Annotated in this window: 15 protein-coding genes; 1 reads left to right on the top strand and 14 read right to left on the bottom strand. The window is 72.1% G+C overall.

From position 1 onward, the window contains the following. Positions 1-17 precede the first annotated feature (17 nt). From WME97_RS34590 to WME97_RS34570, 5 genes are all read right to left on the bottom strand, one after another. Positions 18-1,220 (bottom strand): vWA domain-containing protein, encoded by a 1,203-nt coding sequence (locus tag WME97_RS34590; protein WP_437543952.1) that lies wholly within the window; start codon positions 1,218-1,220, stop codon positions 18-20. Between the two features lie 2 nt (positions 1,221-1,222). Further along, positions 1,223-2,062: an AAA family ATPase gene (locus WME97_RS34585; protein WP_437543950.1), complete on the bottom strand. Its 840-nt coding sequence runs from the start codon at positions 2,060-2,062 to the stop codon at positions 1,223-1,225. A 47-nt stretch (positions 2,063-2,109) separates the two neighbouring features. Beyond that, on the bottom strand, positions 2,110-3,249 hold the full coding sequence (locus tag WME97_RS34580) for a phospholipase D-like domain-containing protein (protein ID WP_437543948.1): 1,140 nt from the start codon (positions 3,247-3,249) through the stop codon (positions 2,110-2,112). Between the two features lie 125 nt (positions 3,250-3,374). Next, positions 3,375-4,238 (bottom strand): helix-turn-helix domain-containing protein, encoded by an 864-nt coding sequence (locus tag WME97_RS34575; RefSeq protein ID WP_437543946.1) that lies wholly within the window; start codon positions 4,236-4,238, stop codon positions 3,375-3,377. 230 nt (positions 4,239-4,468) lie between these two features. Then, positions 4,469-4,756 carry a hypothetical protein gene (locus WME97_RS34570; RefSeq protein ID WP_437543944.1) on the bottom strand — a complete coding sequence of 96 codons (288 nt, stop codon included), beginning with the start codon at positions 4,754-4,756 and terminating at the stop codon, positions 4,469-4,471. A 171-nt stretch (positions 4,757-4,927) separates the two neighbouring features. Between WME97_RS34570 and WME97_RS34565 the strand changes: the two genes are divergently transcribed. Beyond that, positions 4,928-5,491 (top strand): ExbD/TolR family protein, encoded by a 564-nt coding sequence (locus WME97_RS34565; protein WP_437543942.1) that lies wholly within the window; start codon positions 4,928-4,930, stop codon positions 5,489-5,491. A gap of 30 nt (positions 5,492-5,521) precedes the next feature. Here the strand turns inward: WME97_RS34565 and WME97_RS34560 are convergent, their stop codons facing one another. Genes WME97_RS34560 through WME97_RS34520 form a run of 9 tightly spaced genes read right to left on the bottom strand, consistent with a single transcriptional unit; the run spans position 5,522 to position 15,439 of the window. Next, the gene (locus WME97_RS34560; protein WP_012239127.1) at positions 5,522-6,103 is read right to left on the bottom strand and encodes a hypothetical protein; all 582 of its coding nucleotides are present in this window, start codon (positions 6,101-6,103) and stop codon (positions 5,522-5,524) included. A 29-nt stretch (positions 6,104-6,132) separates the two neighbouring features. Next, positions 6,133-6,981 carry a hypothetical protein gene (locus WME97_RS34555; RefSeq protein WP_437543940.1) on the bottom strand — a complete coding sequence of 283 codons (849 nt, stop codon included), beginning with the start codon at positions 6,979-6,981 and terminating at the stop codon, positions 6,133-6,135. After that, the gene (locus WME97_RS34550; RefSeq protein WP_437543938.1) at positions 6,966-8,939 is read right to left on the bottom strand and encodes a BatD family protein; all 1,974 of its coding nucleotides are present in this window, start codon (positions 8,937-8,939) and stop codon (positions 6,966-6,968) included. Before WME97_RS34550 ends, WME97_RS34555 begins: the two co-directional genes overlap by 16 nt. After that, positions 8,936-10,018 carry a tetratricopeptide repeat protein gene (locus WME97_RS34545; RefSeq protein WP_437543937.1) on the bottom strand — a complete coding sequence of 361 codons (1,083 nt, stop codon included), beginning with the start codon at positions 10,016-10,018 and terminating at the stop codon, positions 8,936-8,938. Before WME97_RS34545 ends, WME97_RS34550 begins: the two co-directional genes overlap by 4 nt. Next, complete coding sequence (locus WME97_RS34540; protein ID WP_437543936.1) at positions 10,005-11,159, bottom strand: vWA domain-containing protein; 1,155 nt, start codon at positions 11,157-11,159, stop codon at positions 10,005-10,007. The genes WME97_RS34545 and WME97_RS34540 overlap by 14 nt, the downstream gene beginning before the upstream one ends. After that, positions 11,156-12,301 carry a VWA domain-containing protein gene (locus WME97_RS34535; protein ID WP_437543934.1) on the bottom strand — a complete coding sequence of 382 codons (1,146 nt, stop codon included), beginning with the start codon at positions 12,299-12,301 and terminating at the stop codon, positions 11,156-11,158. Before WME97_RS34535 ends, WME97_RS34540 begins: the two co-directional genes overlap by 4 nt. Continuing rightward, the gene (locus tag WME97_RS34530; protein WP_437543932.1) at positions 12,298-13,551 is read right to left on the bottom strand and encodes a hypothetical protein; all 1,254 of its coding nucleotides are present in this window, start codon (positions 13,549-13,551) and stop codon (positions 12,298-12,300) included. Before WME97_RS34530 ends, WME97_RS34535 begins: the two co-directional genes overlap by 4 nt. Then, a complete protein-coding gene (locus WME97_RS34525; RefSeq protein ID WP_437543930.1) occupies positions 13,548-14,456 on the bottom strand; it encodes a DUF58 domain-containing protein in 909 nt (302 codons plus the stop codon). The genes WME97_RS34530 and WME97_RS34525 overlap by 4 nt, the downstream gene beginning before the upstream one ends. After that, positions 14,453-15,439, bottom strand: coding sequence for an AAA family ATPase (locus WME97_RS34520; protein ID WP_437543928.1), 987 nt, complete (start codon positions 15,437-15,439; stop codon positions 14,453-14,455). The genes WME97_RS34525 and WME97_RS34520 overlap by 4 nt, the downstream gene beginning before the upstream one ends. Positions 15,440-15,527: the final 88 nt, after the last annotated feature.

The following is a 15,527-nucleotide window of genomic DNA, read 5'->3' as shown; positions in this document are numbered from 1 at the left end:
CCCGCGCGCCGCGCGGATCAGGCGCGGCCGCGGCCGCGGACGAGCTCGGCGATGGCCTCTCCCAGGCCCTCCAGCGTGAGCGCGAACATCGGGAAGATGCTCTTGATCGCGTCGACGGTCGGGTGGGGGTAAGGGCCGATCCCGTCCGGGTTCAGCCACACGGCGCGGTCGAAATGGTCGCGGAGCATCATCAGCCAGGCGACGCCGGGCAGCCGCGCGTCGGGGTCGAACGAGGAGCCCGCGCCGCCGCCGGAGCCCGATGAGCCGAGCAGCTCGTAGGGCGCCATCGAGGCGTCTCCGACCATCACGAGCTTGTGGTGCTTGCCGCACTCGCGGAGGAGCTCGCGCACCGGGACGGGGTCGAGGAGCCCCTCGGTCCTGAAGACCCTCTCGTAGACGCAGTTGTGGAAGTAGTAGCTCCTCAGCTCCTTCCAGTGCGTCGCGCGCTTCGCCGCGCTGAAGAGCTGCGACACGAGCGCGGCGCTGGGATCCATCGAGCCGCCCACGTCCATCATCAGGATCACGCGCGTGTTCGGCCGGCGCGGGGGCCTCGTGACGATCTCGATCTCGCCCGCGTTCCTGGCCGTCGCGTCGATCGTCGCCTCGATGTCGAGCTCGCGATCGCCGCCCTCGCGCGCGAAGGCGCGCAGCTTGCGCAGCGCCACCTCGATCTGGCGCACGTCGAGCGTGAGATCGCTGCGGTAGGGGCGGTAGCGGCGGGCGTCGGCGTTCTGCACGGCGCCGCTGCGCCCGCCCGCGGGGCCGCCGACCTGGATGCCGCTCGGATGGAAGCCGCCGCGGCCGAACGGTGAGGTGCCGCCGGTCCCGATCCACCGGCTGCCCCCGTCGTGGCGCTCGCGCTGCTCGCGGAGGCGCTCCTCGAACCGCCGGAGCACCTCCTCCAGATCGAGCTCCTCGATCATCGCCCTCTCCTCGTCGGAGAGGGCGCGCATCTTGATGGGATCCCGGAGCCACGAGAGGAGCTCCTCCGTCACCGCCTTGGCCTCCACGTGCACGCCGCGGAAGTGCTGGGCGAACGCCAGATCGAAGTCGTCGAGGTGCGCCTCCGAGTGCACGAGCATCGCCCGCGCGACGTGGTAGAAGCCCTCGAGCGAGCTCTCGTGGAGGCCCGCGGCGAGCGCGCGCGCAAGGCCGACCGCCTCCTGGGCGCCGACCGGGACCTTGCGGGCCCGGAGCTCGTAGAGGAACGCGACGAACATCGCTACGACCGGAACCGCCTGCCGCCCGCCAGCTGATCGGCCAGCGCGACAAGGTCCTGCTCCTTCTTGAGCAGCGCGCCGAGGAACGGCAGCGCCTTGTCGAGCTTCACCTCGCCCACGCCCGCCCTCCGCAGGACGGCGATCCAGTCGATGAGCTCGCTCGTCGAGGGGCGCTTCCGGATCCGGGTGTTCTTCCGGATCTCGTAGAACACCTGCATCGCCTGGTCGGCGAGCGCCCGATCGAGATCGGGGTGGTGGACGTGGAGGATCTCCCGCATGAGCTCGGGCTCCGGGAAATCGATGAAGTGGAAGACGCAGCGGCGCAGGAACGCGTCCGGCAGCTCCTTCTCGTTGTTGCTGGTGATGATGACGACGGGCCGCTCCCGCGCGACGATCTCGTCGCCGGTCTCGGCGACGCGGAAGCGCATCCGATCGAGCTCGTGGAGGAGATCGTTCGGGAACTCGAGGTCCGCCTTGTCGACCTCGTCGATGAGGAGCACGACGCGCGCCGAGGCGTTGAACGCGTTACCGAGCGGGCCGAGCTTGATGTACCGGCGGATGTCGCGGACGTCGCCGTCGCCGAAGCGCGCATCGTAGAGCCGCTGCACGGTGTCATAGACGTAGAGCCCGTCCTGGGCCCGCGTGGTGCTCTTGACGTGCCAGGTGATGAGCTCGGCCGACAGGCTCCGCGCGATGGCCTCGGCGAGCAACGTCTTGCCGGTGCCGGGCTCTCCCTTGACGAGGAGCGGCCGCTCCAGGACCAGCGCGCAGTTGACGGCGGCCTCGAGCGCCTCGCTCGTGAGGTAGCGTTCGGTGCCGCGGAAGCGGCGGAAATCGGACATGCCGGAACGGTAGCATCCCCCGCCGAGCGCGGCGGACCGCGCGGGGATCAGAGCCAGTCGCGCGCGAGGTAGGCCGTCCACGAGGCGGCCCGCTCCCAGAGGGGGCGCTGGGCCCAGCCCGCGGCGGTGATCTCGCGGCAGTAAGAGAGGTCGTCGGCGAACATCCGCTCCATCGCGCCCGCGAACCCGCGGTGCGAGACGACGGCGTTCACCTCGAGGTTCATGCGGAGCGACTGGCTGTCGAGGTTGGTGGAGCCGACGGTGGACCAGAGGCCGTCGATGACCGCGGTCTTGGCGTGAAGGACGCGGCCTCGCCACTCGAACATGCGGGCGCCGGCGTCGAGGAGGTGGCCGTAGATCGCGCGCGACGCGAGCAGGACCGCGGGCACGTCGGTGGTGCCGGCGACCATGATCCTGACGTCGACGCCGCGGCGGGCCGCGGCGGAGAGCACGTGGATGATCCGGAGCGGCGGCAGGAAGTAAGCGTTGGTGATGTAGATCCTGCGCCGGGCGCGCTCGATGGCGTGCCGGTAGGCGTCGCGGATGCCGTGGCGGTGCCTGCGGCGGGGGAGGTCGTTGCTGATGATCTGGACGGCGGGGTCGGGCCTGCGCTCGGCGTAGCCGTAGCGCTCGTCGTCGATGGGGGCGCCGCCCGTGCGCTGCCACGTGCGCAAGAAGAAGTACTGGAGCTCGGCGGCGGCGGGGCCCTCGATGCGGAGATGGGTATCGCGCCAGTCGGCGCCGCCGTCCTCCGGAGCCGCGTAGTCGTCGGAGAGGTTGAGGCCGCCCGTGAAGGCGATCGCACCGTCGACGATGAGCGCCTTGCGGTGGTCGCGGCGGGCGACCTTCCCGAGCGGGGCGGAGAGGTCGAGGGGGCGGAAGGCGAGGGACCGGACGCCGGCGCGGTGGAGCCCGTCGAGGAAGGACGACGAGACGGAGGAGCCCCAGGCGTCGAAGAGGACGTTCACCTCGACGCCGGCCGCCGCCCGCTCCATGAGCGCCTCGGCGAAGCGCTGGCCGGTGCGATCGACCCGGAGGATGTACGTCTCGAGGCAGATCGTGCGCCGGGCGCGGGCGATGGCCTCGAGCATGGCCGGGTAGGTCTGCGCGCCGTCCTTGAGGAGCGCGAGGCGGTGCGCGCCGACGGTCATCTCGGCGAACGCGGGCGCGGGAGGGGGCTGGGACATGCGGCGGGGGCCAGGCTGCCCGGGACGAGGCGGCGCGATGATAGCGCGGACGGGCGCGCGACGCCCCGGCGTGATGCTTGGCCGGCGTCGGTCAGCGGGGTGATCCGGGCTGTCGAGCGCCCCGATCAGCCCGTCTTCTCGACGTACGTCATCACCAGGTACAGGATGACCTGTTGATCGGTCGGGTTCCTGTACTGATGGGGCACGTCGGCGTCGAACAGGATCGCGTCGCCGGTCGCGAGCACATGGCGCTCGGCGCCGACGACCATCTCCAGCGTCCCGGCGGTCACCACGAGGTTCTCCACGGTGCCCGGCGGGTGAGGATCCGCGTGTTCGGTGGCGAGGGGCGCGAGCGTGATCTCGTAGAACTCGACGGTCCTCGGCACGTCGAACGGGAACAGCGCGCGGGACGTGAACGAGCCGTCATGCGACGTCAACACCTTGGCGCGCGCGGCCAGGATGAGCGATGTGCCGCCGAGCGACTGGTCGCTGATCAGCGCCGAGAAGGGCACGCCGAGCGCCCGCGCGATCTTCCAGAGCACGTTGATCGTCGGCGTGCTCTGGCCGAGCTCGATCTGGCTGAGCATCGCCCGGCTCACGCCAGACGCCTTCGCCAGCCGCTCGAGGGAGAGCCCACGCTTGGTCCGGAGGCGACGCAGGTTGGCCCCGACGATGCCGGTGAGCGCCGAGGAGGCGTCCTGCGGGGCCATCTCATAGGCCCAGGCGTCTCCAGACGCCTCGTCCACGTCCCGCTGCGGCGCTTCTCCGTTGGTTCCGTTGGCGCGGCTGGAGTACGAGCTCGCGGGGCCAGCGAAGCTCTCCGGCCTGCGGTGCGAGCGCGGTCCAGCAGGCGACGGAGGGCGCCCCGTCGATACGGCGGACGCTTGCACGCCGTTCTGATAACCCTCCACGGGCAACGACGCGCCGAGCCCATCGCCGGAGACCAGCCCCGGCGAGCTCCGTGGCGTGTTCTGACGGACGGATTTCATCGCACCTGCCAGACGGGCATCCACGTCCAGATCGGGAACCACCAGAGGGCGACCGGCATGGTCAAAGAGCTTCCCGACGACATCGGCCTGTTGCTCTCGGGAACATGCTTGTTCCGAGCTGCCCGCCGCTGTTGCCGGTATTCCTCGAGGTCGATCACTTGAGCACTCTGGGGGCGCATCCGCTTCACCTCCAACCCGTAGGCACATCATCCGTTATAACGGATTGTCTGTCAAGAGACAGCTCGGCCATGACGCACGAGGGGCGGCACGCTGCGCTGACCCGAGGACGGCACGACGCCCTCTCGTCCGTGGCGCAAGGCTGCCGCATCTTCGCTTATGCCGAAGAAATCGAGCTTCTCATCCGCCCTTTCCATGTTCAGGGCGGCCGATGAGGAGACTGCTTGAAAATGACGCGTTGCGTTTTTTTTTGGGGCTGGGCGGATCGAGGCGCCTCCGAAATAGTGGACGATGCGAAGCGTCGGCCGCCCGAGGGATCGCTCGTCGCGCTCTTCCTTCATCGGGATCGCCGGCGCGGCCCACGCGCGAGAGCGGTTCACCCGTGGCGGGGGGAGCGAACGTTGGTGCTTTCCAGGAACATCCGGCGCGCGCCGCGCTCTGTCCTCCTGTCGCAGCGCGGCCGCGGAGCTGGCGAGTGCGCGGCGGCAACAAGAACACACAAGGAGGCAGCCATGGCGGGCGTCGACGTGGGAGGTGGCGAGAGGCGGGCGCGAAACAGCGAGATCAACATGATTCCGTTCATCGATCTGCTGATGGTGACCATCGCCTTCCTGCTGATCACGGCGGTGTGGGTCACGAACTCGCGGCTCAAGACCAGCGCGGAGGTGCCTGCCGCCGCGGGGTGCGGGGAGGAGTGCCAGAAGGAGCCTCTCAGGACGATGCACGTCCATGTCGGCGAGGACCAGTTCAACCTCGTGTGGAAGCAGGGCGCGACCGTCCTGAGCGAGGTGAGCGTCCCCAAACGTCCTGTCGAGATCGGCGGGGCGGGAGCCACCGCGATCCGTTACAGAGAGCTCGGCGAGGCCATCCGGCGCGAGTGGGAGCGGAGCGGCGAGCACCGCGCCCCGAGCGACCGCCGGGCCGACCAGGCGGTGCTCCACAGCGACAACAAGACACCGTTCCGTGAGCTCGTCGCCGTGCTCGACGCGATCAACGCCCCGCGCCGAACCGTCCTCCTGGACGACGGTCGCAGCGCCGAGATGCCAGCCTTCCTGGCCACCTTCTCCGCCCGTTGAGAGCGGTGGTTGCGAGACGGGGGGAACGCGTTACGCGGTGAACTCGGTCGTCAGCGCTACCCAGTTCGAGGGCGGGCGGACGGCGTAGCTCAGCGCCAGGACCTCGATCAGCACCACCCGGTAGATCGCGTGGACGTCGTCGACGTCGACCTCGTGCGCGTTCGCCTCGAGCGCCGCGTCGAGGTGCTCCTGCACGAAGGCGAGGACGTCGGGCTGCTCCATCGCGATGACGTCGTCCGAGTCGACCGCCTCGGCAGGATCGTGGAGGCGGATCTGCTCGTCCAGGTTCAGCGACTCCTCGACGCCCGTGAGCGCCGTCTCGGTGACCTCGTCGAGGTCCTGACCGAACAGCTCGTCGAAGGCGAGCCAGATCGCCAGCGTCAGGAAATAGCCGAGGGCGAGCGCCGTCTCGTCGAGCGGGCCGGACAGCACCGAGGAGATCCGGTCCGCGAGCGCTGGCTGCGTCTGCTCGAAGCGCGTGAACGCGTCGTCGAGCTGCTTGCGCGAGTCGTCGTCATCCTCGGCGAGCTGATCCTCGATCTCGGACAGGACGCGCGCCGGCACCTGAGCGTACGAGGGGACGGGGCGAATGGCTGCGCGGCGTACCCACACGCGGACAACCTAGCACACGATGGCGCGGCTCATGGAGCGAGCAACCGGATGCTCGACGCCGGAACCCAGCCCTCGGTGGCGCCCCAGCGGACCTCCGCGAGCGCGCCCGATCTCCTGCCGACCTCGACCGAGGCACCCTCGGGGATCGCGCTCTGCTCCGCGCGGGGCAGCGCGCGCCCGTCCTCGTCGAGGAGCCGGACCTCGGGGACCACCACGACGCCAGCCCGGGTCGTGAGGCGGAGGTGCCGCGCCGCATAGGTGAGCGGCACCAGCGCGAGCAGCGCGACGAGCGCCGTCGGCGCAAGGACGCTGCCCGCGACGTGCGCAGGACCGGAAGGGCGGCGCCGCAGGACCACGCCCAGGGCGAGGAGCAGCGACGCGAGGAGCGCGGCCGCCGCCCAGGTGCGCTCCGAGGCGAGGCCGACGATGACCCGGCCGAGCGTCGGGCGCACGTCGACCGCATCCGTGGCGCGGCGCGAGCGCCGGCGGGTGATCTCGGCGCGCACGAGATCCAGCGCGCGATCCGCGTCGGCGTCGCCCGGACGGAGCCGCAGCGCCTCCTCGAACGCGGCCGCCGCCCGGCCGAGGTCTCCCGGGCGATCCGCGCCCTCGCGGACGCGCGTGACGTAGGCGAGCCCGCGGTTGTAGCTCGCGTCCGGGTGCACGAAGCCGCGGTCGGCGAGCAGCTCGAACGTGTCGATCGCCGCGCCGTACTCGCCGCGGCCGAGCGCGGCCGTGCCCTCCTGGAACAGCGCCTCCGGGGGCTCCGCCGGCTGCGCGCGCGCCTCGCTCGACGGCAGCGCCGGCGCGAGGCTCCCGGCGAGGAGGAGCGCGCCGGCGAGGAGGCGCATGCCGCGGCCGTTCACGCGGGCTTCCATCGCGCGAGCTCGGTCACGACGGCGCGGCTCTGCTCGACGAGCGCCGCGGCGGCGGCGCCGCCGCCCTCCTGCGCGGTCGGCTCGAACCGGATCGCCTCGCATGCGGCCAGCGCCTCGCAAGTGCGCGACGAGAGCGGCCCGGGGACGCCGCGCCGGTCGAGCTCGCCCGGGAGCTCCGCGAGCAGGACGCCGCGCGAGCGGAGGCCCGTCGCGGACTCGATCGCCCGGTGCACCGCGCGCTCGATCGCCGCGGCCGTCGCCCCGAGATCCCCCTGCGCGGCCGCCTCCTCCGCTTCGCGCTGGGCGATCGCCGCGAGCCGGGCGGGCGAGGTCGCGCCCGCCGCGCGGCGATCGCGCGCACGGCGCACGAGCCGATCGCCCGCGCCGAACAGCGTCACGACGAGCGGCGGCGCGGCAAGGAGCAGCCAGAACGGCGCGCCGTCGAGGGGCAGCGTCGCGGGCGGGGCGTGCGGGCCGAGCGACGTGCGGAGCCCCGGCATGCCGGCGAACGGCTCGCCCCGGCCAGCGCCGTCGCCCTCGGCGCGAGGCGCCCTGGACGGCGGCCCGGACGACGCCGGAGGAGCCACCGGGCTGACCTGGACGACGCCGAGCTCGGCGCGCTCGACCACGTAGCGCTTCTGCGCCGGATCCCAGTAGGGGAGCTCGATCTTCCCGAGATCGACCGCGCCGCTCTCCTGGATCCGGACGACGTAGCCGAACGATCGGGTGCCGCCGATCGCGCCGCCGCGCGCCTCGATCGCGTCGCGCTTCTCCGGGTCGAGCCACTCGAGCCCGGTCCGCTCAGGCACCCGGAGCGACTGGGGGAAGTTGCCGGTGCCCGCGATCTGCACGGTCACGGCCACCGAGCCGCCCTGCTCGATCTGGCGCGGCTGCACCGTCGCCTTGAGCGTGAACTGACCGACGTCGCCGACGGCATAGCCGGACGGGCGGCCGGCGAGGGGCGGCTCCGTGACCTTGACGACGACGTCGTTCGATTCGCGCAGCACGCGCGCGCCGATCCGGCGCCCGGAGATGCGCGTCTGCATGCTGCCCGTGTGCAGCTCGCCCGTCTTCAGCGGGAACAGCGCCAGCTTGTCGACGAGGCGGGCCGCGTAGCGGTGTCCGCCGACCCGCGTGTACACGGGGCGCTCGTTGCGGGGGTCCTCGAGGAGCGGGTGGCGAAGGAAGTCCGCGGCGGGCGCTGCGCGGGGCTCGGTCATCTCGGCGTTCTCGCGGAAGTACAGGTAGAACGAGACCGTGACCTGCTCGCCGACCACCGCGGTCGTCTTGTCGGGGATGGCGCGCAGGAACACCACCGGGTCGGGCTCGCGCGGCATCGCCAGCTCTGTCGCCTCGGCCTCGGGCTCGTCCTGGGTCCTCTCGTCGTCGAAGATGCCGCCTGGGCCGCCGAACGGCCACGGGAAGCCCTGCAGCGGGCCGCCGGGCAAGAGGAACGGGTTGTTCGGCCGGCGAGGCCGCCCGCTCGCCGGCGCGACCTTGATCATGATCGGAGCCGCCGGCAGGCGCCTGCCGTTCCACGAGATCGTCGGCCCGGGGATGGTGTAGCGGCCGGGCTTGTTCGCGACGATCTGCCACGTCGCGCTGATGCCCAGCTGCGTGATCATGACGCCGCCCCCGAGCTGGGTCTTCATCTGCGTCCCGATGCTCGGGCCGGAGACGATGGAGAGGTCGGGCGGGACACGCAGCTCCGGATCGGAGGGCATGCCGGCGCCGCGCTCGACGAGCGCCTTCACCTCGACCGTGAACGGCTCGCCGACCTCGACGTCGGTGGAGCTCGCGCGCGCCGAGAGCTCCGGCTGCTGCTGGGCGCGCGCGCGGAGCGGGGCGATCAACGCGAGCAACGCCACGAGCAGCGCGGTCGCGATCGGCGCGAGACGCTGGGGGGCGAGCGCGAGCGGGGCAGGGGAGCGCGCGGCGAGCGCGAGCGGGCGCGTCACTTGTCCTCCATGCCGCGGCCGCGCCGCATACCGGCCTTGTTCTTCGCTTCCTGCTCCTGGTACGTCGGCGCCTCCTCGAGCTGGTCGAGGATGCGATCGTCCTGCCGACCGGTCTGCGGCGGCTCCTGGGGCTGCTCGCGCGGCGGCTCGGGTTGCTCGGGTGAGCCGGCGTCGGGCGTGTGGTCCTGCGGGCCAGCGTCAGGGCTCTGATCCTGGTCGCCGCCGTCGTTGCCCGCGTCCTGGTCGCCGCCGTCGTCGCCCGCGTCAGGCTCTCCGCCATCGTCGCCCGCGTCCTGGTCGCCGCCGTCATCGCCCGCGTCGGGCTCTGCGTCCGGCGGCGCATCGGGCTCTGCGTCCGGCGGCGCATCGGGCTCGGCGTCCGGCGGCGCGGCGTCCTTCTGGTCCTCGATGCGCCGCAGGGCGATCGCCCGGTTCCAGGCCGCGTCCCGGCCGACGCCGTCGCCGCCGGCCTCCTCGAGGACCCCGGGGATGATGGCCAGCGCCTGATCGTAATACGTCACGGCGTCCTCGTACTTGCGCCGCAAGAACTCGAGGTTGCCCGAGAGGTAGCGGGCCCGCGCGCGCAGGTCGGCCGGCACGCTCGGATCGGCCCCGATCGCCTTCAGGAGGATCAGCGCGCAGTCGATCTCGATCCCGCGCAGCGCGTCGCTCTGCTCCTGCTCCGGCCCGCCGTCCGCGAGCTCCTCGTCGCCGAACCGATGACCGTAGCGCTCGGCCAGATGGAACAGCGTCAGCCCGAGATCGAACGAGCCGTTCGGCTTCTGGCGCACGGAGTCCGGCAGCCCGATGCCGGCGTCGCTGCACGGGCCCGTCCCCAGGTAGCTCGCGAGGGCCTGCTCGGCCGACTCGAGGTTGCCCGCGTCGAGATCGCGGATCGCCTGGTCGACCGCCGGCGCGTTCCGCTCGAACGGGGACGTCGGATCCCACCCGCTGCACCCGGTGGCCGCCGAGAACGCGGCCCCGGTGAGGCACGCGGCAGCGAGCCCGATCGCGATCCAGCGCCCGCGGCGCGCGAAGAACCCGGCGAGATCCACGCGCTTGCGATCACGACGCGGCATGCGGCCCTCCCGCGTTGCCCCCAGAAGCCTGCCCCGCTCCCGCCGCGAGGTCCGCGCCGAGCGGGCGCCCCTTCAGCAACGCGGCGCGCTTCGGCGCGGCCTCGGGGCGCGTCGCCACGAAGCGACGGCGCGGAGCGTCCTTGAGGAACACCTCGGCGATGAGGAGCAGGATCGCGAGGCCGAGCGGGTAGAAGTAGACGTCCGCGTAGACCGTCTCGACCCGCTCCGAGAGCTCGCTCTTCATCTGCCGCCGGAGCTCCGCGGCGATCGTCTCGATGCCCGTGGTCCCCTTCTCCGCGCGGATGATCTGCCCGCCCGGCGTCGCCTGCGCGATCGACGCGAGCTGCTGCTCGCCCGACAGCGACAGCTCGGTCGTGAGCGGCTTGCCCTGGCGATCCGTCCGCCACCCGACGATGCGGCCGTCCTGGCCGATCTCGGGGATCGGCTCCGGCGTGCGCCCGCCGATCTGGACGACGTGGATCGTCGTGCCCTGGGCGCCGATCGCCTGGGCGACGCTCAGCGGGTAGCCCTCGAGGTCCTCGCCGTCCGTGACGAGCAGGATGATCCGCTTGTGCTCGGCGGACTTCGGATCGCGCTTCAGGAGCTCGTTCGCCTGGTCGAGCGCGCGCGCGATCGCCGTGCCGCCGATCGGCATGTCGTTCGGGTCGAGCTGGCGGAAGAACTGCGCGATCGCCGCGCCGTCGGCGGTCAGCGGGAAGCCCATCGGCTCGCCGGCGAACGCGACCGCGCCGAAGCGCGCGCCCTCGAGATCCTTGATGAGGCGGGCGACCTCGACCTTCGCCCGGAAGATGCGGGACGGCTCGACGTCGCGCGCGTACATGCTCTTCGAGTAGTCGAGCACGACCACCACGTCGACGTTGGTCGCCGGCACGAGCCGCGTGCCCTTGCCGTACTGGGGGCGCGCCGCGGCCACGAACGCGAGCGCCGTCGCGAGCACGAGCAGCACGCCCTTCCAGGCGCGGCGCTTCGCCGGATCGGCGGTCGTGAGCGCCTTCACGCGATCCTCGTCGCCGAAGCGCTTGATGGCGCGCGCCACGCCGAAGCCGCCCAGGATGAGCAGGAGGCCGATCAGCGCGGCGAACGCCGTCCCGAGCAGGAACCAGGGGGCCGCAAAGTTCACGGGAACCTCCGGAGCAGCCAGGCGCGCAGGAGCGCGTCGAGCCCGATCAGGAACACCCCGGGCAGGAGCAGGAACGGGAAGAGATCCTCGTACGCGGCGCTCGACGCCTCGAAGCGGGTCTTCTCCAGCCGGTCGAGCACGTCGTGCATGCTGTCCGCGAGCGCCTTCGCGTCGGTCGCCACGTACGACGCGCCGCCGGTCTTCTGCGCGATCTCCTGGAGCAGCGCGGGGTTCACCGGGAAGCGGTGGCGCACGTAGCGCGGCTGCCCGAAGAGATCGATGCCGTCCTCGACCTCGACCTCGTCGTCGGTGCCGATCTGGATCGTGTAGACCTTCGCGCCGAGCGAGGTCGCGAGGTGGGTCGCGTACTCGGGGGAGATGGCCCCGGCGTTCGAGTCGCCGTCGGTCAGGAGGATGACGACCTTCGACTGCGCGTCGCTCCTGCGCAGGCGGGCGACCGCGGTGCCGAGCGCGTCGCCGATCGCCGTCGCGCTGCCGTCGATCACGTTGAGCGTCATCTGCGAGACCATCTGCGTCAGCAGGTGGTAGTCGAGCGTCGGCGGCGACAGCACGTAGGCGGCCTTGCCGAAGACGACGACGCCGAGGCGATCCGTCCTCCTGCGGCCGATGAAGTCCTGCAGGACGAGCTTGGCCGTGTCGAGCCGGGTCAGCCGCTTGCCGCGCGGCAGCTTCGGCTGGCCGGGGAGGTCGCTCGCCCGCGCGTCGAGGATCGCGCGCATCGAGCCCGACAGGTCGAGCGCCACGACGATGTCGATGCCCTTGTCGTCCGAGCGCTGCTCGCGCAGCACGCTGACCGGCCGCCCCATCGCGAGGACGAGCAGCGCGAGCGCCACGGCGCGCAGCACGCCCGGCAGGTCGCGCAGGTGGCTGCGCAGGCCGCGCGGCCCGCGCGCGAGCGGCGCGACGGTGCCCAGCCGGAGCCGCGGCCTGCGCGCGTCCTCCGCGAAGATGCCCCAGTACCAGACGACGGGCACCGCGATGAGCGCGAGCAAGAACCACGGGTTCTGCCAGCTCGCCGAGGACCAGGCGTCGCGGCGCGCGAGGTAGGGGTACACGCAGGCGAGCGCGGCGACGACGAGCGTCGCGATGAGGGCGAGCGATGCGCGCTTCGTGCGGCTCAAGGCGCCTCCTCCGGCGCCCGGGACGGGCGAGCGGGCGGCTGCTGCCCGCCGGCGGGCGAGCTCCGGGGGCCGGCGCCGTCGCCGGGCCGCGCCGCCGGCGGGGTCGTGCGGTGAACGATGTTCTCGCCGTCGTCGAGCGCCGTGAGGCAGTCGGCCTCGCTCGGCTGGAGGCGCGCGAACTTCACGAGGTCGCAGTCGGCGAGGAACCGCGCGATCTGCGGCAGCACCGGCACGGGCGGGCGCACCCGCGCGAGCAGGTCCCGCATCTCGTCGCTCGTCGTCTCGAGGCCGTCGAAGCCGTACCGCGCGCCGAGGTACTTGCGGACGCAGTCGCTCACGCGGTCGAAGTACTCACCGGTCCGCCCCTCGCCGAGCAGGTCGGAGCGCCGGAGCGCCTCGAGCTCCTCGAGCGCTGCGATCCACGGCAGCTTGGGCGGCGGCGCGACCACCACGCGGGGCCGGCGCAGCCAGCGCCGGACCAGCCACGCCACGAGCAGCCCGAGCGCCGCGCCGATGAGGATGCCGACCGTGAGCTGCTTCGCGAGCACCCACTCCTCCCGCTGCGGCCGCGGCGGCGGGTTCGGCTTGACCTTGGGATCCCGCTCGTTGGCGATCGGGTCCTGGATCACGATCTCGTGCGGCCGGGTGCAGACGGTGACGAGCTCCCCGCTCGCGCGGGACACGGCGATCGGCACCGGCGGCAGCAGGAGGGCGCTCCTCCCCGGCTCCTTGGGCAGCGGGACGAACGGGATGACGAGCCTGGTCGTGGCGCCGGCGTCGGTCGCCGTCGTCGTGCTGGTCGGCCCCGCGCCCGCGTCGGCCTCCGGCAGGACGAACCCCGCCTTCTGGATCGCGCGCGCGGCGTCGCTGTCGCCCTGGACCTTGAAGCCCTCCGGCAGCACCGTCTCGCCCTTGCCGTGCGTGACCGTGATCTCGAGGTGGGCCGCGTACCCGCTGAACCCGTTCCTCGGGAACGTCTCCTCGATCCGGGGGCGCGTCGCGCCGGGCGGCACGTGCTCCGCGCACGAGGCCCACACGCTCTCGCCGCGCTCCGTGGCTGCCGGGGCCGGGGCTGCCGGCGCCGGGGCCGGAGGCGGCGGCGGGACGTCGTCCGCGGCGGGCCCTCCGGCGCCGCCGGCGTCCGGCTGCGATCGTGCCGGCGACGCGCACGCGAGCGCAGCCGCCAGCGCGGCCCACGCGAGCGGGCTCGCGCCGCGCGGGGCGTGGACCGCCGAGCGACGCGCCCTCATCGCCTGAGCCTCCGCGCCCGCTTGGCGAACAGGTCGCGCAGCGGGCTCACGAAGCTCTCGCCGGTCTTCACCACCACGGCGTCGAGCGCGAGCTTCTTGAACAGCTTGTCGCGGTCGCTCCTGAGCTTGCGCATGGCGGCGCGGTAGTGGTCGCGCACCGCCCGGTCGCCGGTGTCCACCACGACCTCTTCCCCGGTCTCCAGGTCCTCGAACGTCGCGAGCCCCACGTCGGGCAGCTCCTCGTCGCGCGGGTCGACGAGCATCACCGGGATCACGTCGTGCTTGGCGCTCGCGAGCGAGAGCGAGCGCTCGAAGCCGGAGGCGAAGAAATCGCTGATCACGAAGGCCACGCTCCTCCGCTCGGCGACCTTCACCAGCGTCTCGAGCGCGAGCTTCAGGTTCGTCCCCGTGTACTTCGGCTCGTGCCCGAGGATCTCCCGGATGACGCGCATCACGTGCTTGTCCCCCTTCTTCGGCGGGACGAGCTTCTCGATGGCCTCGGTCGCGAGCACGAGGCCCACGCGATCGTTGTTCTTGATGGCGCTGAAGGAGCAGAGCGCGGCGATCTCGGCGGCGACGCGGGCCTTCGATGCGCGCCGCGTGCCGAACTGCTCGCTCTGCGAGGCGTCGACGACCAGCATGACGGTCATCTCCCGCTCCTCGACGAACACCTTCACGAACGGCTCGCTCATGCGGGCCGAGACGTTCCAGTCGATCCAGCGCACGTCGTCGCCGGGCAGGTAGGCGCGCACCTCGCGGAACGAGAGCCCTTGCCCCTTGAAGACGGACGAGTACGTCCCGGAGAGCTGCTCGTTGGCGAGCCGTCGCGTCCGGATCTCGATGCGCCGGAGCTGCTTCAGGAGCTCCGGCGGCAGCGGGTTCTTCGAGCCGGAGGCCTTGATCACGGCACCTCGACCACCTCGAACACGCGCCGGACGATCTGCTCGGACGTGACCTCCTCGGCCTCCGCCTCGTAGGTCAGGACGACCCGGTGCCGGAGCACGTCGGGGCCGATCGCCTTCACGTCCTCCGGCGTGACGTAGCCCCGGTGGCGCAGGAAGGCGTGCGCGCGCGCCGCCAGCGCCAGCGCGATCGAGGCGCGCGGGCTCGCCCCGTACTCGATGAGGCTGCTCAGCTCCCGCATCCCCTTCTGCCCGGGCTCGCGCGTCGCGAAGACCACGTCCACGATGTAGTCCTTCACGCGATCATCCATGTACACGTCGCGCACGACCTTGCGCGCGGACACGAGCTCCTCGGGGGTCGTCACCTTCGCGGCCTTGCCCTCGATCACGGCCGTCGTGCGGTCGATGATCTGCCGCTCCTCGGCCCGCCCGGGGTACCCGACCTTGACCATGAGCATGAACCTGTCGACCTGCGCCTCCGGGAGGCGGTAGGTCCCCTCCTGCTCGATGGGGTTCTGGGTCGCCATGACCACGAACGGGCTCGGCAGCGGGTAGGTCGTGTCGCCGATCGTGACCTGCCGCTCCTGCATCGCCTCGAGGAGCGCGCTCTGCACCTTCGCCGGGGCGCGGTTGATCTCGTCGGCGAGCACGAGGTTCGCGAAGATCGGGCCCAGCTTCGAGGTGAAGTCGCCCTTCTGGTGGTTGTAGATGACGGTGCCGATGAGGTCGGCGGGCAGCAGATCCGGCGTGAACTGGATCCGCGAGAACTTCGCGTGGATGGCGTCGCAGAGCGTCCGCACCGTGAGCGTCTTGGCGAGGCCCGGGACGCCCTCGAGGAGGACGTGTCCCCCGGTGAGCAGCCCGATGAGGATGCGCTCGATCATGTACGTCTGGCCGACGATGACCTTGCCGACCTCGCTCAGCAGGGTGTCGATGAAGGCGCTCTCTTTGGCGACCAGCTCGTTCAGGGCGCGTACGTCGTGCATAACGGGTGGGAGCTCATAGCAAGCCCGGCCGCCCGAGGACAACCGGCGCCGATCGAATATTCCTCGGCGCGAGGCGGGGCCGCGGCGC

The sequence above is a fragment of the Sorangium sp. So ce367 genome (assembly GCF_051520455.1).
In the GTDB taxonomy this organism is placed as follows: domain Bacteria; phylum Myxococcota_A; class Polyangia; order Polyangiales; family Polyangiaceae; genus Sorangium; species Sorangium cellulosum_B.
This window is presented reverse-complemented; position numbering and strand designations above follow the sequence as displayed.